Source organism: Arthrobacter mangrovi, assembly GCF_026011795.1.
Classification (GTDB): Bacteria; Actinomycetota; Actinomycetes; order Actinomycetales; family Micrococcaceae; genus Crystallibacter; species Crystallibacter mangrovi.
Genome location: NZ_BRVS01000013.1, coordinates 61,545 through 79,222, shown reverse-complemented (window position 1 = coordinate 79,222; position 17,678 = coordinate 61,545). Strand labels below are relative to the sequence as shown.

Genomic DNA, 17,678 nt, shown 5'->3' with positions numbered 1-17,678 from the left:
CGGCGGTCCCTGCCGCAGGAAGCCGGGCTGTCCCTGGCACCGCGGAGGCACGTTGAACCGATCTATCAGAAGCGGTGTTATCGGGCCGTTACGGCTGCGTCACCGGCCGGCCGTTAGCGTACTTCATCCGCTGGTCAGCAGGCCTTCCTCCGCCTCGATGGCCTTCAGCGCGATGTCCTTGTAGCCGACCGACTCGAACAGGATGGTGATGCGGTCCGGCTGCGTGCCCATGACGATGCCGGGGCCCCACTCGCGGTGCGAGACGGGCTGCTGGATCTCGTAGCCTTCCGGCATGGCCGCCTCATGCGCCATCGCCTCCGCCCGGGAGCCCGCCTCGCAGTTGTCGCAGTTCCCGCAGTAGCCGTCCGTCTCCTCGCCGAAGTAATTCAGCAGCCAGTCGCGGCGGCAGTTGTCCGTTTCGGCGTAGCCGCGGGCCATCTCGATCCGGGACTGGTCGATCTTGCGGCGGGACTCGGCCTCGGCCAGCGCCTTCTCCACGGCTTCTGCCGCGGACACGCCGCCGCGGGCACGGTAGCCCTGCCGGTTGGCGGCAATGCTGCCGCTGTGCTCGAGCAGGTTGAGCACGCGGGACTGCCGCCGCGTGCCGAGCTCGGTCCGGTCGCTGAGTTTGGCCGGGCGCAACGGACCGTGCTCCTGCAGGGCGCCGAAGACGGCCTTCAGGTCCTCGGGATCGGGCGTCGCGCCGACGAAGAACTGCTGCATGCCGAGGTCCTCGGAGCGGTAGTGCAGGACGGCGCGGGCGGGTTCGCCGTCCCGCCCGGCACGGCCGATTTCCTGGTAGTAGCTGTCCAGCGAATCGGTGATGTTGGCGTGCACCACGAACCGCACGTCAGGCTTGTCGATCCCCATGCCGAACGCGGTGGTGGCCACGACAACGTCCACCTCGTTGGCGTGGAACCGCTCGTGGATGGCCTCGCGCTCCGACGCCTTACGGCCGGCGTGGTACGCGTCCGTGCGCAGGCCGCGCTCGGCCAGTTCGGCGGCGTACCACTCGGTGTCCTTCCGCGTGCCGGCGTAGAGCAGGCCGGGGCCGCGCAGTTCCGTGACCTGGTCCAGCACAGCGTGCCGCTTGTCCTCGTCCCGGTGGTGGCGCACCACGCTGAGGTTCAGGTTGGGCCGGTCGAAGCTGTGCACCACCAGGAACGGGTCCCGCATGCCGAGCCGGTCCTCGATCTCCGCCCGGGTATGCGGGGACGCTGTGGCCGTCAGCGCGATGACCGGCGGATGGCCGAGGCGCTTCACGACGGCGGTCAGCGTCAGGTAATCGGGACGGAAATCGTGGCCCCACGAGGAAATGCAGTGCGACTCGTCCACCACGAACAGCGACACGTCCTGCGCCGCCAGCCGCTCCAGGGTCTCCTCCCGCGCCAGTTGTTCCGGCGCCAGGAAGATGAACTTGGCCGCGCCGCCCTCCACGGCTTCCCAAGCGGTCCTTTCGGCCTTGACCCCCACGTGCGAATTGATCGCGAACGCCCGTTCCTCGCCGAGGTCTTCGTTGATCGCCTCCAGCTGGTCGAACTGCAGGGCGATCAGCGGCGAAATGACGACGGCGGTGCCCGGCAAGGCGAGCCCGGGCACCTGGTAGATCGCGGACTTTCCGTGGCCGGTCGGCATGACCGCCAGCACGTCCCGACCGGCGGCCGCGGCTTCCATCGCCTCGAGCTGCCCCTCGCGGAGGGTCTTGAGGCCGAAGGATTCCTCCGCGACGCGGCGCAGCTCATCGGCGCCGATGGTGTTTCCGGCTCCGTCCGCGGCTGGCGTCTCCTGCGTGTCGCGGGCTGCCGGCTCCGGCTGCTGCCGGTCGGCGGGACGTTCGGGCTTCTGTTGCTTCGGCACGCTGGCTCCTTCGGGTCTGCGCCCATCGTAATCCCGCGGGCCCGGCGTTAGTTCAGCAGGCCGGGTTCCGGTCGGGAGTGACTTTCGGCGCATGCCGGCTTGGGGCTAACTGAGTTCTGCCGCCGTTTCGGACGAATCGTCGCCGGGAAGCGGCGCGGTCCAGCTGAGGCGCGTGCCTTTCCCCGGCAGGCTGCTGACCTTGAAGGTTCCGTGCAGGTCCGAGGCCCGTTGTTCGAGGTTGGCCAAGCCGCTGCGCCGCCTCGTCGCCGCGAAGCCCCGGCCATCGTCTTGGACGACCAGCCGGACAATGCCGTCCTCGACGGTGACCGAGACGTCGATGGTGGTAGCGCCGGAGTGCCGTACGGCGTTGCTGACGCCCTCGGTGGCGACGGCGACCAAATGGTCGGCGATCCGGTCGGGGACCGCGGCATCGACCGGGCCGTTGATTTCCAGCCGGGGTATGGCCGACTGCGAGTCGGTGCCGTCCTGGACGGTGCGCGCCAACCGGCTGCTCAGCTCCTCCTCGGTTTCCGCCTGGAGGGAATAGATGGTGTCCCTTAGTTCACGGATGGCTTCGTCCAGTTCCTGAGTGACTCCCGTGATCCGCTGGTGGGCTGCTTCGTCGTCCGTGTAGCGCCGCAGGCTCTGGATGCTGAGCCCGGCGGCAAACAGGCGCTGTATCACGACGTCGTGCAGGTCGCGGGCAATACGGTCACGGTCGGCGAACAGGACCAGCTGCTCGCGCAGCCGCTGGCCCTGCGTCAGTTCCATGGCCAGCCCCGCGTGGGTGCAGAAGACCTCGGCCATCTCAAGGTCAAGCGGCTGGAAGGGGTCCGCGCCGCGCTCGCGGCAGAGAATCAGCAGGCTCGGTTCACCGCCGCGAGGCATCAGGGGAGCGAGCAGGGCTTCGCCGAGGCCGTCGGCAAAATCTTCGCCCACGAGGTCCGCCGCCCGGCACACCCGGGGGCGTCCGGCGGCCAGCACGTCGCCCGCCACCGAATCAGTCAGCGCCAGCGTCTTGCGCAGTACCTTCTCCGCCCGTTCTCCGGCGGCGGCTTCGCACCGGGCGAAGCTGCGGTCGGAGCTCGGTGACACCACTGCCGCAAGGACGGCGGCCGAGGGGCGCAGCGCCTGGTTCACGATGAGCTCGCGCACGTCCTGCGATTTGGGAGGCAACTGCGTGCTGAGGGCGATCGAGGTTCCCAGCCAGCGGCGCATGGAATCGAACCGCAGCGAATTGGCAATCGCCACGCTGCCTGCGGAAACCAGGCAGGCCACGGCGGCGCGGTCTTCCTCGGTGAAACCGGCGCCGCCTACCTTGCCCGTGAGGTCGAGCCTGCCGTACTCCTTGTCGTGGACGAGCAGCGCGGCGGTGATGCGCCGTCCTGTGTCCGAAGGACCTGGCGCAGTTACGCGGGGAAGGGGAGCGTCGTCGTCGTAGGGGGACACGCCAGCGCGGTCGACTGTCTCCCGGGGCTCCGGCGATTCGTGCGTCGCCGAAATGGTGCGGCTGCCGTCACCGCTTACCGCGAGCCGGAGCTGCGCGGATTCCGCGTCGGTCAGGCTGCGTACTGAGCGGACCAGCCTGCGCATGGTGGTCTCGATGCCGAGGTCGGAGGCTACATCCAACGCTGCCAGGAGCATGTCTTGGGTCACCATAGTGCGGCCCGTCCCGGGTTGAGACTCATGCTTCCCCCAAAAGGTGCCCGATTCAGCACGGCAGGCGGATCATCGCCTGGTCCGGCACCCCCATCGGGCCGAATAGTGTCATTCCGTGTGCGGTTCCCCCCGGCCGCACATATGCCACTAAAGGCCATCCCTTGCGGACATGTCAAGAACATGTCGGAGGGGAGGCGGGCAGTTCCGCAGGGGCCCGACGGGAAGCGCAGGGACTGGGGCCGCGCGGCCAAAGTGATCTGGATCATGGAATCCGGGACTTTGGACCCTGCCGCCGCCGGCACGCAGACGTGATGCTGTAAGCGGCGCGTTTTCGGGGGCCGGTGGGGGAAACCGGTTGCGCTTGAGACAGACCCGGAAGTCCGCAGGGGACGGAAGAAGTGGTGCCCTTCCAGTCCCCGCTGCGGAGAAAACCGTGGGTCGTCCGCTGCGGACGGCCCACGGCGTTGTATGGCATCCGGCGCAGGGGGCGCCGGATGGACAAACCGATATGGGGGTCGACAGGACATTGATGAAAGACAAAGTCTCCGGGGGTATCGCCCGCAGGCCCGGTTCCGACCGGGCAGCTTTCGAAGCGGCATCCGGGCGCAAGATCAGGGTGCTGGTCCGGCTGGACACCGACCTGCAGTCGGCGCGGATCCAGGTCGGCGGGACACTGACGTCCGAAAACCTGCGCGCGCTCTATGCGGTGGCGCGGCGAACCAACGCGCTCGCTCCGGGCATCGAGATCCTGGTGGACCTCTCCGGGGCCCGGGTCACGGGGAACGCGCTGGACGACCTTAAGACCGTGGAGCGGCAGGAGCACTTGCCGGAGGCCTCCGACCCGCTGCACTTGGCGTGCCGGCTTCGCGTCCTCGACCTGGTAGCTGCCTAGCAGCGAAGGGGCAGTGTTGCGGCAGGGGAGCCTGGGAGGGCACTGATGAAAGCACTGGTATACGGCGGGCCGGGCAAGAAGGACTGGACGGAAGTGCCGGATCCGCAGCTGCTGGAGCCGACCGACGCGATCGTCAGGATCGACACGACGACGATCTGCGGCACCGACCTGCACATCCTCAAGGGTGATGTCCCCGCCGTGCAAAGCGGCCGGATCCTGGGCCACGAGGGGGTCGGCACCGTCACCGAGGCGGGTTCCGCCGTGACGGGCCTCGCCGCCGGCGACCGGGTGATCATTTCCTGCATCAAGTCCTGCGGCCAGTGTCCCAATTGCAAGTCGGGACTTTATTCGCACTGCCTCGGCAGCGAAGGGGCCTCCGGGATCGGCTGGGTCTTCGGCCACCTGATCGACGGCACGCAGGCCGAGTACGTGAGGGTGCCGTACGCGGCCAACTCGCTCTACAAGCTGCCCGAAGGCGTCAGCGACGAGCAGGCGGTGATGCTCTCGGACATCCTGCCTACCGGCTTCGAGATCGGCGTGCAGTACGGCCGGGTCAAGCCGGGCGATACCGTCGCGGTCATCGGGGCAGGGCCGGTGGGACTGGCCGTGGTCGCCACCGCCGGACTGTACGGTGCGGCGGCGGTGGTCGCCGTGGACCTCGACGAAAACCGGCTGGAGCGGGCCCGCGAGTTCGGGGCGACGCATACGGTGGCCTCGTCGGCTCCGGACTGGAAGGACCAGGTGCTGGCCGTGACGGACGGCGCGGGCGTGGACGTCGCCGTGGAAGCCGTAGGCATTCCGGAGACGTTCCAGATGGCGGTGGACCTGGTCCGGCCCGGGGGCAACGTGGCCAACGTCGGCGTGCACGGCAGGCCGGTGGAACTGCACCTGGAAGACCTGTGGATCCGGAACATCAACATCAGCATGGGGCTGGTGAACGCCAACACCACGCCGATGCTGCTGCGCCTGGTCGAGCAGCAGAAGATCGCCGCCGAGATGTTCGCGACCCACCACTTCACGCTCGACAACATCCTCGAGGCCTACGACACGTTCGGCCGCGCGGCCGAAACCAAGGCGCTCAAAGTGGTGATCACGCGGGAATGAACGCGCGGGTCAGGCGGTAACCAGCGCTTCCTCGATCGGCGTGTTGCCGTTGTTGAACGCGATGAACCGGCCCGCAGTCTCCGGCCGCTCCAGCACGGCGGCCGCCACGCGCGCAACGTCCTCGCGGCTGACGTCGCCCTTCTCCGCGGCCCGGCCGACGTCGATCCGTCCGGTGGCCGGTTCCAGCGTGAGCCGGCCGGGTCCGAGGATGGTCCACGCCAGCGACGTGCCGCGCAGGTACTCGTCCGCGGCCGCCTTGGCCTCTGCGTAAGGGCGGAACGGGTTGTCTTCCGGGACCTCGTCCGTTCCCGAGGTGAAGTAGGAGACCATGACGTACCGCCCGACGCCGGCCTGCGCGGCCGCGTCCATGGACCGGATGGCAGCGTCACGGTCCACGGCATAGGTGCGCGCAGGGTTGCCGCCGCCGGCCCCGGCGGACCAGACTACGGCGTCATGGCCGCGGAGCGTCTCTGCCAGTTCCTCCGTGGTGAGATGTTCGACGTCGGCAAGCACTGCCGTCGCACCCGTCGCCTCAACGTCCGCCCGGTCTTCGGGCTTCCGGATCAGTGAGCTGACCTGGTGGCCCTGGCCGGCGAGGATGCGGGCGAGGTGCAGGGCGACTTTTCCGTGGCCTCCGATGATGGCGATGCGTGGCATGCTGGCGGCTCCTAGGGTAGCTGGGACGGTGTCACAGCCACCCTAGGACGGGCGGCGCCCGGAAGGCCAGCCGGTGCGGGTTACTCGGTGAGGTCGACTTCGCCTGCCTCGATGGCTTGCTCGCAGGTTTGGGTGTCGCAGGAAATCAGGACGACCCGGATGGCTGCGGTGCCTTCCTCGAAGGCCACGAAATCACCCGCGGCGAGGAAGGTCACGTCGAGGGAGTCGGTCCCGCCGGTGCAGTCGGCGGTGCTGGAGAAACCGTTACCGGTGGCGACGCGGTTGCCCCCGACGGTCTGGGCTGCGTCCAGGAAGATGCTGACGGTCGAGCCGCTGCTGCACGTGTAGCTGACGGAGACCGTGGCTCCCGCGCCGTCGGCCAGGAGCGTGCCCGTATCGGGAACAGTGATGGTGGCGGCGTTGGCCGCGGCCGTTCCGGCGAACGCCAGAAGGGCGGCAAACCCGGCGGCCGAACAGGTACGTGACAGGGTTTTCATGATGGGTCCCAAGGGGTGGGCGGTGGACGGAAACCGGTGCCTCGAAAGGCATGCCGCGCCGGCCAGCCAGGAGCCCGCCGTCGCGGGTGCTCATCACTCTATGGATAGCCACATCATAGACCCGGGCTTTCCCGCGCCGACACGGCGGAAAGCGCCAAATCCTGCCCCCGATCCTTGGGCTCGGACGCGGCCGGGAGGCCGGGCGGGGTCAGGCGCCCAGCAGGAGCCAGGCCAGCAGGCCGGCAACGACGACGGCTACCGCCCCGGCGGTCAGCCAGGGCCCGCGGCGGCGCGGCTGCTCCGGTGCGACGGTTTTCTGCGCTGCCTCCCCGGGGACGGGAACGACCTGGATCATGCCGGTGCGCAGTTCCTTCCGCGTCGGCATGGGGTCACCGGCGGGCGCCTCGACGATCGGTACGACCGGGATCATGCCGGTCGGCGGAACCGGGTCGGCCGCGCCGGTGCGGATGTCGCGGCGGCGCGGGTAAGGGTCGATATCGCCCGTGTTCATCAACTCAACTTCCGGCCGGCCGCCAGGGCCGGACCAAGCAGGGAATGGTTACCTTGGATCCGGCGGCTCGCAGGGCGGCGTCGGGTCCTCGGTCATTTTAGGACCGGATGAACCAATTCACCGGGAGGCCGCAGCCGACGGGCGGTGAGATCCCTGACACGCCGGCTCCCGGACCAGCCGGCGGGCGGCGCAGGCGGGCGTGACAGCCTGCACCATGACGGGCCGCTGCCGCAGTCAGTCGATTTCCTCGCCGGCCAGGGCCCTCGCTGCCAGGCGCTCCTCTTCGGCGGTCTCCCAGACTTCCTTGGCGGCGCCCACGTTGAGGATGACGATGATCAGGCCGAGGACGATGTCCGGCCAGCCGGAGCCGAACCAGGCGGTCAGCAACGCCATCGCGATGATGGCAAGGTTCACGAGTACGTCGTTCCGCGCAGAAAGGAAGGCCGCCGCGGACAGCGAGCCGCCGTGGTGCCGGAAACGGGCGAGGATCAGCGAGCACACCAGGTTGATCACGGCGGCGCCCCCGGCGGTCAGCACCAGCGACAGCGGATCCGGCGGTTCGGGGGACGCCACTTTGGCGAAGGCCTGCCACGCGGCGGCGAGGGCGGGCAGGAGGATGATCAGGGCCATGGCCTTGCCCGCCAGGGCCCGGCGGTGCAGCGTCCAGCCGAGCGCGGCGAAGATCAGCAGGTTGATGGCGGTGTCTTCGAGGAAGTCGACGCTGTCCGCGAAGAGCGAGACGGAGCCGATCGCGATGGCGACGGCGAACTCGACGAAGAAATAGGCCAGGTTCAGCCCCGCAACCCACAGCACGGCACGCCGCAGCCTGCGTTCGGGTTCGTGCCCCGCTGCTGCCGGTGAATCCACGTGCGGCTGACCTCCCGCGGGCCCGCCGATCCGCGGACCCCTTGGCTGTGCTTACCCCTGCAGGATACCGGCCGCCGGACCCGTGCGCCGCCGTCGTTTCGTGCCGGATGAGTGGCGGATACCCCCGGATTGGCGGCCTAAGGCACTGGGCAGGCGCGGGCGGGCCCGGCTACGCTGATGCTGCCGGGCGGTGCGGGTGCTTTAGGAGGCGCTTCATGCGGATATTGGTGGCTTTTGCCAGCAGGAACGGGTCGACGGCGGAGATCGCCGAGCGGGTGGCCGGCCGGCTGCGGGGAGCGGGTCGGGACGTTGACGTGGCGGAGATGGGGGGCGGGCCGGAGGTTTCCGGGTACGACGCCGTGGTGCTGGGGAGCGCGGTGCACAACCAGGCGTGGCTGCCGGAGGCCGCCGACTTCGTTTCGCGGCATGTGTCGGCGCTGTCGGCCCTTCCCCTGTGGTTGTTCAGCGTGGGGATGTCCGACGGGTTGCCCAAACTGCTGCGGGCGAAGGGGAAGCAACTGCAGGAGAAGCGGATCCTGGGGCTGCTCGGGGCCGACGTCCTGCAGGCGCAGGGGCACCGGCTCTTCTCCGGGGTCTACCGCGAGGGCCAGCTGAAGGGCACGGCGCATGCCATGTTCAAGCTGATCGGCGGGCGCTTCGGGGACTTCCGGGACTGGGCCGCGATCGAGTCCTGGGCGGACGGGATCTCGCAGGAGCTGGCTGCGGCCGCGGGCACGCTTCCCGGCCAGGGACAGGCCGGGGGCAACGGGAGGGAGGACCCTTGACGCTGATCGGCCGCTACCCGCTGGTGGCGGCCACGTTGCTTTGTGCCGCGGTGGTGGCCGGGCTGCTGCTGTTCGGCTATCCGGAAGCGGCACAGTGGACGGCCAGCCTCTACTCCCTGCTGGTGGCCGCGCGGCTGGCCTGGGACATGGTCCGCCAGCTGCTTCGGGGCCACTGGGGCATCGACCTGCTGGCCGTGACGGCGGTGGTGAGCACCGTCGTCGTCGGCGAATACATTGCGTCGCTGATCATTGTGCTGATGCTCTCCGGCGGGCGCGCGCTCGAGGACTTCGCCCAGGGTCGTGCGCAGCGCGAGCTGAGCGCGCTGCTGGAGCGGGCGCCGATGACGGCGCACCGCGAACGGGCGGGCGAGCCGCCCGAGGAGATCAGCGTTGACGAGGTCCGCCCAGACGACGTGCTGCTGGTGCGCCCGGCGGAGGTGGTGCCGGTGGACGGGACCCTGCTGTCCGGCTTCGGTTCCTTCGACGAGTCGGCGCTGACCGGAGAGAGCCTGCCGGTGGAACGCACGGCCGGGCAGGATGTGATGAGCGGTGCGCTCAACGGGCAGGCGGCGGTGCGGATCCGTGCCACGGCCGCCGCAGAGGACTCGCAGTACAGCCGGATCGTGGCACTGGTCCGGGAGGCCTCCGCCAGCAGGGCGCCGGTGGTCAGGCTTGCCGACCGGTACGCGGTGCCGTTCACCGCCTTCGCTTTCCTGCTGGCCGGGGCGGCATGGCTGTTCAGCGGCGACCCGGCACGGTTCGCGGAGGTGCTGGTGGTGGCGACGCCGTGTCCGCTGCTGATTGCGGCGCCGGTGGCCTTCGTGGGCGGAATGGGGCGCGCGGCGAAGTCCGGGATCATCATCAAGAACGGTGGCACCCTGGAGAAGCTGAGCCGGGTCAAGGTGGCCGCGTTCGACAAGACCGGCACGCTGACCGGGGGCCGCCCGGTGCTCCTGGAGATCCGCCCGGCCGGTGCCGCGGGCGCGCGGCTGGGGCCGGACGGGCTGCTGCGGCTGGCCGCATCCGCCGAGCAGTACTCCTCCCATGTGCTGGCCGCGTCCGTGATGGAGGCCGCGGCGGACCGAGGCCTGGAGCTGCAGGCGGCCGCCGAGGCGGAGGAGGCTGCCACCCACGGCGTCGCAGCGCAGATCGGCGGGCACGCCGTCGTCGTCGGCAAGCCTGCCTTCGTCGCCAACCGGTCGCGCGGCGTGGAGCGGACTCCGCTGGCCAGCGGCGAGATGGCCGTGTACGTGGCCGTCGACGGGGACTTCGCCGGGACGCTCGTGATGAGCGACGCCGTGCGCCCGAACGCCGCGTCGGTGCTGGGGCAGCTGCGGGCGCTCGGGGTGGAAGAGACCCTGATGCTCACCGGCGACGCCCGCGAGACGGCGGGGCACATCGCCGCGGAGGTGGGGCTGACCCGGGTCCAGGCTGAGTGCCTGCCGGCCGACAAGGTGGAGACGGTGCGCTCGCTGCCGCACCGGCCGGTCATGATGGTCGGCGACGGCGTCAATGATGCACCGGTGCTGGCGGCCGCCGACGTCGGCGTGGCAATGGGCGCCAAGGGGTCGACCGCGGCGAGCGAGTCCGCCGACGTGGTGATCATGCTCGACGACCTGTCCAAGGTGCCGCGGGCGGTGGAGATCGGCCGCCGCAGCGTCAAGGTGGCGTTGGAGAGCATCTGGATCGGGATCGCGCTGAGCATCGGGCTGATGGTCCTCGCGGCGCTGGGCTTCGTGCCGGCGGTGGCCGGGGCGCTGTTCCAGGAACTGGTGGACCTGGCCACCATCCTCAACGCGCTGCGGGCGCTGGGGCCGGGGCGTACGACGGCGGCGGCCGCGGTTCCGGCGGCGCGGGAACCGCGGTATTCGGATTCCGTCCCATAGCCATGGATGCCATGCTCGGCCTGAGCACCGACCAGGCCCGGGAGCAGCTCGTCCGGCAGGGGCCCAACCTGCTGCCGCGGGTGCGGCCCGTGCCGCGCTGGCGCCGGGTGGCGGCCGAGTTCACGCACTTCTTCGCGCTGATGCTTTGGGTGGCGGCGGCGCTGGCGTTCGTGGCCGGAATGCCGGAGCTGGGCGTGGCGGTGCTGGTCGTAGTGGTAGTCAACGGCCTGTTCTCGTACGCGCAGGAGGCGCGCGCCGAACATGCCGCGGCCACGCTGCGGGCCCTGCTGCCGAGCCAGGTGCTGGCGGTGCGGGACGGCAGGCCGGTGAAGATCCACGTCTCTGAGCTGGTGGCCGGGGACGCGGTGCTGCTGGCGGCGGGGGACCGGGTCCCGGCGGACGTGCGCTTTGTCCGGACGAACAGCTGCACCGTGGACGAGTCCATGCTGTCCGGCGAGAGCGAGCCGGTGGCCAAGGGGCCGGAAGATACCGGCTTCGGCGGAACCTTCCTGGCCAACGGGGACGCCGAGGCCCTGGTCATCGCGACCGGCGGCCGCACGCGGCTGGCGGACATCGCGGCGCTGACCACGCAGACCAAGCCGCCGCCGAGTCCGCTCAACCGGGAGCTGCGGCGCATCGTGCGGGTCATCGCGCTGGTGGCGCTGGCCCTCGGCGGCCTGTTCTTCCTGGTGTCGCTGCTGACCGGGACGTCCTGGCGGGACGCGTTCCTGTTCGCGATCGGGGTGTCGGTGGCGCTGATTCCCGAGGGCCTGCTGCCGACCGTCACCCTGTCCCTCGCCATGGGCGCACAGCGGATGGCCGGGCGGAACGCGCTGGTGCGGCATCTGCAGGCAGTGGAGACCCTGGGCTCCACGACCTTCATCTGCACCGACAAGACCGGGACGCTGACGCAGAACCGAATGAGCGCCGTCGAACTCTGGACTCCCCAAGGCAGCGTTGCAGTGGAGGGGACCGGGTACGAGCCGATGGCCGAACTGGACGGCAGTCCGGCGGCCGTCGCGGCGGGCCGGCGGCTGGCCCGGGCGGCCCGGGCGGCCTCCCGCGGCCGGATCGTGCAGCGGGAACAGGGCTGGGCCGCCGAGGGCGACCCGATGGAGGCGGCCCTGGACGCGCTCGCGCACCGGATGTCCGGCGGGGCGGCGCCGGTCGAGGAACGGGTCTCGGTCCGCTGGGCGTTCGACGCCGTCCGCCGCCGGGAGTCCGTGGTGGTCGACGGCGAGCTGCTGCTCAAGGGCGCTCCGGAAGGAGTCCTCCCGCTGTGCGCGGACGGCACGGACGAGGCAGGGATTGAGGACGCCCACCGGGCGCTGGCCGACCTGGCGGCGCGCGGCCTGCGGGTGCTCGCGGTCGCCCGGCGCGGCCTCCCGCCCGGCGCCGTCCCGGAGCGGCCGGAGGAGGCGGAGGCACGGCTCGAGCTGCTGGGCCTGGTCGGGCTGCACGACCCGCCGCGGCCCTCGGTGCCCGAGGCGCTGGCGAAGGCCCGCGGCGCCGGGATCAAGGTGGCCATGGTCACCGGCGACCATCCCGCCACCGCCGCGGCGATCGCGCGCGAAATCGGGCTGCAGGAACCCGGCGGCCTGGTCCTGGAGGGGCACGGGCTGCCGGCGGACGACCAGGTGCTCGGCGCCCTGCTGGACCGTGACGGCGTGGTGGTCAGCCGGGTCTCGCCGGAGCAGAAGCTGCGGGTGGCCCGGTGCCTGCAGCAGCGCGGACACGTGCTGGCGATGACCGGCGACGGCGTCAACGACGGTCCGGCGCTCCAGGAGGCGGACATCGGGGTCGCCATGGGGGCCAGCGGCACGGACGTCGCCCGCGAAGCGGCGGACCTGGTGCTGCTGGACGACGACTTCGCCACGATCATCACCGCCGTCGAACAGGGCCGCGCCACCTACGCCAACATCCGGCGTTTCCTGACCTACCACCTGACGGACAACGTCGCCGAGCTGACGCCGTTCGTCATCTGGGCCCTCTCCGGCGGCAGCTTCCCGCTGGCGCTGGGCGTGCTGCAGATCCTGTTCCTCGACATCGGCACCGACCTGCTGCCGGCGCTCGCGCTGGGCAGCGAACCTCCGGGCAAGCGCGTGCTGAACCGGCCCCCGGAACGGCGCCACCTGATGGACGGGGCGCTGATGCGCCGGGTCTTCGGCGTGCTCGGGCCGGTCGAGGCGCTCTTCGAGATGGCGGGCTTCACCATGCTCCTCTGGCTCGCGGGCTGGCGGCCGGGCGGCGGGCTGCCCGGCCCGGAAGTGCTTGCCGCGGCCTCGGGGACCGCGTTCACCGTGGTGGTGCTGGCCCAGCTCGCCAATGCCTTCGCCTGCCGCAGCGAAACGGTCCCGCCGTGGCAGCTCGGCTGGCGCAGCAATCCGCTGCTGCTCTGGGCGGTCGGGGCCGAACTGCTCGCGCTGGCCGCCTTCCTGTTCGTGGAGCCGATCGCGCGGATGCTCGGCCAGGCTCCGCCGACCCTGCCCGGCCTGCTGGTGGCGCTGCTCGCCATCCCCGGCCTGCTCGCCGCGGACTACGCGTACAAGTCGGTCAGGCACCGCCGGTCCGCGGCGGCCGGGCGGCAGGCAGCGGCAGGGCCACGGTAGCGCCGGGCGCCAGGACGGCCGTCCTGGCGCCGACGCGGACCCGCACCGGCGGCGCGGAGCCCCGGGCGGCGGAGACCTGCAGCACCGCGTGGTCGAGCGCGATGTCCAGGAGGTTGTCCCGGTAGCGCAGCCGGAAGGACACCTGCTCCAGTTCGGCCGGCAGCCGCGGGGCGAACACCAGTTCGTCGCCGGCCAGCCGCAGCCCTGCGAAGCTGCGCTGGATGACGTCGACGGAGCCGGCCATCGCGCCAAGGTGGATGCCGGTGCGGGTGGTGCCGCCCTGCGTGTCGTCCAGGTCCGCATCCAGTGCCTCGCGGAAGGTCGACCAGGCCCGCTCCGGATCGGATGCGGCCAGCACCGAGGCATGCGCCACCCGGCTCAGCGTGGAACCGTGCACGGTCCGGGCCAGGTAGAAGTCGACGGTGCGGTCCAGCTGGGCCTGCGTGACCGGGTAGCCCAGCCGCTGCAGCAGCCGGCGCAGCTGGTCCTCGCCAAGGACGTAGAAGAGCATCAGCACGTCGGCCTGCTTGGACAGCCGGTAGTGGTTGGGCGAATCGCCTTCGGCGGCGAGGATCAGGTCCAGCCGCTCGATCTTGCCGTAGCGGCGCCGCAGCCCGGCCCAGTCGAGTTCCCGCAGGTCGCCGTACCCTTCGAACTGGCTGATGATCCCGTCGTGGAAGGGGACGTAGAGCCGCCGCGACAGCTGCCGCCAGCGGTCCAGCTCCGCCGTGCCGATGCCGAGGCGTTCCCGCAGGTCGCGGCCGTCGCGGCCCTGCAGCAGGCGCATGATCCGGGCTACCCGGGTGCAGATCCAGGCGGCCATCACGTTGGTGTAGGCGTTGTCGTCCAGCCCGCTGCCGGGCGTCCCCGGGTAGCCGTCATGGTACTCGTCCGGCCCCATGACGCCGCGCAGGTGGTACCGGCCGCCGTCGTCGCTGGTGGCCATAGCGGAGAACAGCCGCGCAACTTCCACGATGATCTCCGCCCCGTGCAGCAGCAGCCAGTCCCGGTCCTGGGTGGCCTCGAAATACTGCCACGCGTTGTACGCCACCGCCAGGCCGCCGTGGCGCTGCAGCCGGGAGTTGTCCGCCATCCACCGTCCGCTGTAGCGGTTGAACAACGACGACGGAGTCTGCTCCGTGCCGTCGCTGCCGCTGCGCCACGGGAACATGGCGCCCGGCAGCCCGGCCGCGCGCGCCGCATCCCGCGCCGCGTCGAGGCGGCGCCAGCGGTAGTCCAGCACCGAGCGGCTCACCGCCGGCAGCCGCGAGGTGAGTAGCGGCAGGACGAACAGGTCGTCCCAGAAAATGTGGCCGCGGTAGCCCTCGCCGTGCAGCCCGCGCGCCGGCACCCCCGCGTCCAGCCCGGCCGTGTGCGGGGTGAGCGTCTGCAGCAGGTGGAAGACATGCAGGTTCAGGATCAGCTGGGTCTGCGGGTCGGCATGCAGGTCGATGGTGAACAACCGCAGCAGCCGCCGCCACGCCGCCTCGTGCTCGGCGAAAGGCTCGGCGAAGCCCGCCGGCGTGCGCGCCAGCGCCGCCTTGGCGCCGTCGAGCGGCGAGGCGATCGCGGCATCCCGGGACGTCACCACGGCGGCGGTGCGGCAGACACTGAGCGAAATGCCGTCGGACAGGTGCACGGTCCAGGCGTGCCGCCACGGACCCTCGGTGCCGGCGGACCGGTCCTGCTCCTCCGGGGACGGAGCCGGCGCCGGGAGGACCGGCGGCCGATTGCCGGCGGTGTCCGGCCAGCCGAATCCGGTGCGCACGGCGGTCGCGATCCGGATACGGCTGTGGTTGGTTTCGACCTCCAGCGTCTCCAGGTCCTCCGGATCCCGCGGCCCGGCCGGCTCCTCCGGCAGCCAGCGCAGGTGGCGGTTGCCCAGCGCGGCGTCCTCCGGCACATTCCGGTTCACAACCTCGCCGTCGATCCCGGTGCGCAGCTCCACCATTCCGCTCCAGCCGCGGGCCGTCAGCGTCGTCTCCAGCAGAGCCAGGTGGGGCCGCGCCAGGGACACGATGCGCCGCTGCCTCACGTCCAGCCGCCGGCCGGCCTCGTCCCGCAGCAGCACGTGGCGGACCAGCAGGGCACGCTTCAGGTCGAGGTCGCGGCGCTCGCGGAGCATCGCCAGGGCGCCGTCCGACCACCACGTGCCGCCCAGCCGGAGGTCGAAGGGCAGCCAGTTGGGCGCGTTGACCATGTGTTCGCCGACGGTCCACACGCCGTCCACGAGGTAGGGCAGGCTGTTGTAGACGCCGGCGAGGTACGTGCCCGGGTAATGGACACCGTCGGCCGCGCGTTCCGGCGCCGCGCCGCGCGTGGCCAGGTAGCCGTTGCCCAGCGCGGTGAGTGCTTCCCGGTGGCCCTCGTGCTGGGGATCGAAGCCGTCGTAGACCAGGTGCCACGGGTCGGCGAGGACCAGGCCGATGTCGAACTCGGCGACGTCCTCGAGCACCTGCTGGGCGCCGGCCCGCTCCAGGTCGCGGCGCCGGCCGGTGCGGTCGATCCCGACGGCCAGGCCGAAGCCGCCGGCCCGCGCCGCGGCGATGCCCGCCGCGGAGTCCTCCAGGACCGCGATGCGCTGCGGCGGCACGTGCAGCCGGCGTGCGGCCTCCAGGAACATCGCCGGGTCCGGCTTGCCGGCCAGGTGCTGCTGCGCGGCGGCGTAACCGTCGACGACGGCGTCGAACGCGTCCTCGAGCCCGGCGGCGGTGAGCACCGGGACGGCATTGCGGCTGGCGGTGACCAGGCCCACCGGGACACGTCCGGCCCGCAGCCGGTCCACGAAGTCCACCGTTCCGGGGAAGGTCTTGACCCCGTGCTGCCGCAGCCAATCGCGGAAGAGCAGGTTTTTCGCATTCCCCAGGCCGTTCAGGGTCCAGGCTTCCGGCGGATCGGCAGGGTCGCCCTCCGGCAGCTCGGCGTGCCGCGAGGCGAGCAGGGCGGCGATGCCCTCCAGCCGGGTGCGGCCGTCAAGGTACCGGAAGTAATCGTCGTCGGTATAGGACCGGCTCCGGGCGGCAGGGGGCATCCTGGCGTCCGCGAAGACCCGCTCGAAGAGTTCCTTCCACGCGGCCCGGTGCACGCTGGCGGTGTCCGTGACGACGCCGTCCAGGTCGAGGATGACGGCGGAGAACGGGGAAAGGGTGCCCGCGGCGGTGGGCGAGCCGCCGTGCCGGCCGGCGGGCAGCATCATCCCGTCGGGCAGCCCCGGCGTGTTCACGGGGCCCGGCCGGCGGAGACCCGGAGGACGGCTGCGCCGGTGACCCGGTCTGCGGCCAGGTCCCGCAGGGCCTGCCCCGCCTGTTCCAGCGGATAGCTGACCGTGGTCGGGCGGAGCGGAATCCGGGCGGCCAGCTCCAGCAGTTCCTCGCCGTCCCGCCGGGTGTTGGCGGTCACGCTGCGCAGCTGGCGTTCCTGGAAGAGGTCGGCGGCGTAGTCCAGCGGCGGAATGGTGCTGAGGTAGATGCCCGCAACGGCCAGGGTTCCGCCGCGGTCCAGCGCACGCAGCGCAGCCGGCACCAGGTTGCCCGCCGGGGCGAAGAGGATCGCGGCATCCAGCAGGTCGGGCGGTTCGTCCTCGGCGCCGCCGACGAAGGCTGCGCCCAGCCGTGCGGCCAGTTCGCGGGCTTCGCCGGACCGGGTCATCACGTAGACCTCGGCACCCTCGTACATTGCCACCTGTGCAGCCAGGTGCGCGGAGGCGCCGAAACCGTAGATGCCCAGCCTGCCGCCCGCACGCAGCGCAGAACGGCGCAGGGCGCGGTAGCCGATGATGCCGGCGCAGAGCAGGGGAGCGGCCTGTTCGTCGGTGAACTCGTCCGGAATCCGGTACGCGAAATCCTCCGGGACGGTCGCACGCTCCGCGTACCCGCCGTCGTCGTCCCAGCCGGTGAACCGCGGCGCCAGGCAGAGGTTCTCCGCGCCCCGCCGGCAGAACCGGCAGGTGCCGCAGGTGCTGCGCAGCCACGCGATGCCAACGCGCTCGCCGGTCCGGAACCGCGTGCAGCCCGCACCGGCCTCCAGCACCGTGCCGACCACCTCATGCCCGGGCACGGCGTGCCGGCGGTGCGGCGCCAGGTCGCCTTCGGCCAGGTGCAGGTCCGTGCGGCAGACCCCGCACACCCGCACCTGCACCAGCAGTTCGCCGGCCCCAGGCACCGGGTCGGGAAGGTGGCCGAAGCGCAGCGGCCCGTCGCGGACCGGGCCCGTCAGCGGGGCAGTATGGTCGATCCACCAGGCCTTCATGACCCCTCGGCTCCCTCGACGATGGGAATTCCTCCAGTATCCCCGCACCGGCCCGCTTTGGGCAGAGTCGGGCGTCACTGTCGGGACGGACTCGATGGTGCGGCCG

The 17,678-nt window shown here is 71.3% G+C and carries 13 protein-coding genes; 5 read left to right on the top strand and 8 right to left on the bottom strand.

What is annotated here, in order from left to right; translation table 11 throughout:
* Nucleotides 1–123 precede the first annotated feature (123 nt).
* Together AHIS1636_RS13260 and AHIS1636_RS13255 are read right to left on the bottom strand one after the other, a co-directional pair.
* Nucleotides 124–1,752, bottom strand: coding sequence for a RecQ family ATP-dependent DNA helicase (locus AHIS1636_RS13260; RefSeq protein WP_264796350.1), 1,629 nt, complete (start codon nt 1,750–1,752; stop codon nt 124–126).
* Between the two features lie 210 nt (nt 1,753–1,962).
* Entirely contained in the window at nt 1,963–3,516 is a 1,554-nt protein-coding gene (locus tag AHIS1636_RS13255; protein WP_264796307.1) for a sensor histidine kinase, read from the bottom strand.
* Nucleotides 3,517–4,045: 529 nt separating this feature from the next.
* Between AHIS1636_RS13255 and AHIS1636_RS13250 the strand changes: the two genes are divergently transcribed.
* Both AHIS1636_RS13250 and AHIS1636_RS13245 read left to right on the top strand, forming a co-directional pair.
* The gene (locus AHIS1636_RS13250) at nt 4,046–4,408 is read left to right on the top strand and encodes a hypothetical protein (RefSeq protein WP_264796306.1); all 363 of its coding nucleotides are present in this window, start codon (nt 4,046–4,048) and stop codon (nt 4,406–4,408) included.
* A 45-nt stretch (nt 4,409–4,453) separates the two neighbouring features.
* Nucleotides 4,454–5,512 carry a zinc-dependent alcohol dehydrogenase family protein gene (locus tag AHIS1636_RS13245; protein ID WP_264796305.1) on the top strand — a complete coding sequence of 353 codons (1,059 nt, stop codon included), beginning with the start codon at nt 4,454–4,456 and terminating at the stop codon, nt 5,510–5,512.
* 9 nt (nt 5,513–5,521) lie between these two features.
* Here the strand turns inward: AHIS1636_RS13245 and AHIS1636_RS13240 are convergent, their stop codons facing one another.
* The 4 genes from AHIS1636_RS13240 to AHIS1636_RS13225 form a co-directional block, all read right to left on the bottom strand.
* Nucleotides 5,522–6,169 carry an SDR family oxidoreductase gene (locus AHIS1636_RS13240; RefSeq protein WP_264796304.1) on the bottom strand — a complete coding sequence of 216 codons (648 nt, stop codon included), beginning with the start codon at nt 6,167–6,169 and terminating at the stop codon, nt 5,522–5,524.
* Nucleotides 6,170–6,249: 80 nt separating this feature from the next.
* On the bottom strand, nt 6,250–6,666 hold the full coding sequence (locus AHIS1636_RS13235) for a hypothetical protein (protein ID WP_264796303.1): 417 nt from the start codon (nt 6,664–6,666) through the stop codon (nt 6,250–6,252).
* A gap of 208 nt (nt 6,667–6,874) precedes the next feature.
* Complete coding sequence (locus tag AHIS1636_RS13230) at nt 6,875–7,177, bottom strand: hypothetical protein (RefSeq protein WP_264796302.1); 303 nt, start codon at nt 7,175–7,177, stop codon at nt 6,875–6,877.
* A gap of 234 nt (nt 7,178–7,411) precedes the next feature.
* A complete protein-coding gene (locus AHIS1636_RS13225; protein ID WP_264796301.1) occupies nt 7,412–8,044 on the bottom strand; it encodes a cation efflux transmembrane domain-containing protein in 633 nt (210 codons plus the stop codon).
* A gap of 215 nt (nt 8,045–8,259) precedes the next feature.
* On the opposite strand from AHIS1636_RS13225, the gene AHIS1636_RS13220 reads away from it, so the two are divergent.
* From AHIS1636_RS13220 to AHIS1636_RS13210, 3 genes are read left to right on the top strand one after another with little or no spacing between them, the layout of a single operon-like run.
* Nucleotides 8,260–8,829: a flavodoxin domain-containing protein gene (locus AHIS1636_RS13220; protein ID WP_264796300.1), complete on the top strand. Its 570-nt coding sequence runs from the start codon at nt 8,260–8,262 to the stop codon at nt 8,827–8,829.
* Nucleotides 8,826–10,715 (top strand): heavy metal translocating P-type ATPase, encoded by a 1,890-nt coding sequence (locus AHIS1636_RS13215; RefSeq protein WP_264796299.1) that lies wholly within the window; start codon nt 8,826–8,828, stop codon nt 10,713–10,715. Before AHIS1636_RS13220 ends, AHIS1636_RS13215 begins: the two co-directional genes overlap by 4 nt.
* Nucleotides 10,716–10,726: 11 nt before the next feature.
* Complete coding sequence (locus AHIS1636_RS13210; RefSeq protein WP_373875843.1) at nt 10,727–13,324, top strand: cation-translocating P-type ATPase; 2,598 nt, start codon at nt 10,727–10,729, stop codon at nt 13,322–13,324.
* Here AHIS1636_RS13210 and AHIS1636_RS13205 read toward each other — a convergent pair.
* Complete coding sequence (locus AHIS1636_RS13205) at nt 13,269–16,547, bottom strand: HAD-IA family hydrolase (protein ID WP_264796297.1); 3,279 nt, start codon at nt 16,545–16,547, stop codon at nt 13,269–13,271. The genes AHIS1636_RS13210 and AHIS1636_RS13205 overlap by 56 nt on opposite strands.
* On the bottom strand, nt 16,544–17,572 hold the full coding sequence (locus tag AHIS1636_RS13200; RefSeq protein ID WP_264796296.1) for a zinc-dependent alcohol dehydrogenase family protein: 1,029 nt from the start codon (nt 17,570–17,572) through the stop codon (nt 16,544–16,546). Before AHIS1636_RS13200 ends, AHIS1636_RS13205 begins: the two co-directional genes overlap by 4 nt.
* Between the last annotated feature and the right edge of the window lie 106 nt (nt 17,573–17,678).

Bases quoted from the DNA above. Each gene is read 5' to 3' on its own strand.
- AHIS1636_RS13255 (WP_264796307.1), bottom strand. From the start codon at position 3,516: ATGGTGACCCAAGACATGCTCCTGGCAGCGTTGGATGTAGCCTCCGAC.
- AHIS1636_RS13250 (WP_264796306.1), top strand. From the start codon at position 4,046: ATGAAAGACAAAGTCTCCGGGGGTATCGCCCGCAGGCCCGGTTCCGAC.
- AHIS1636_RS13245 (WP_264796305.1), top strand. From the start codon at position 4,454: ATGAAAGCACTGGTATACGGCGGGCCGGGCAAGAAGGACTGGACGGAA.
- AHIS1636_RS13240 (WP_264796304.1), bottom strand. From the start codon at position 6,169: ATGCCACGCATCGCCATCATCGGAGGCCACGGAAAAGTCGCCCTGCAC.
- AHIS1636_RS13235 (WP_264796303.1), bottom strand. From the start codon at position 6,666: ATGAAAACCCTGTCACGTACCTGTTCGGCCGCCGGGTTTGCCGCCCTT.
- AHIS1636_RS13230 (WP_264796302.1), bottom strand. From the start codon at position 7,177: ATGAACACGGGCGATATCGACCCTTACCCGCGCCGCCGCGACATCCGC.
- AHIS1636_RS13220 (WP_264796300.1), top strand. From the start codon at position 8,260: ATGCGGATATTGGTGGCTTTTGCCAGCAGGAACGGGTCGACGGCGGAG.
- AHIS1636_RS13210 (WP_373875843.1), top strand. From the start codon at position 10,727: ATGCTCGGCCTGAGCACCGACCAGGCCCGGGAGCAGCTCGTCCGGCAG.
- AHIS1636_RS13200 (WP_264796296.1), bottom strand. From the start codon at position 17,572: ATGAAGGCCTGGTGGATCGACCATACTGCCCCGCTGACGGGCCCGGTC.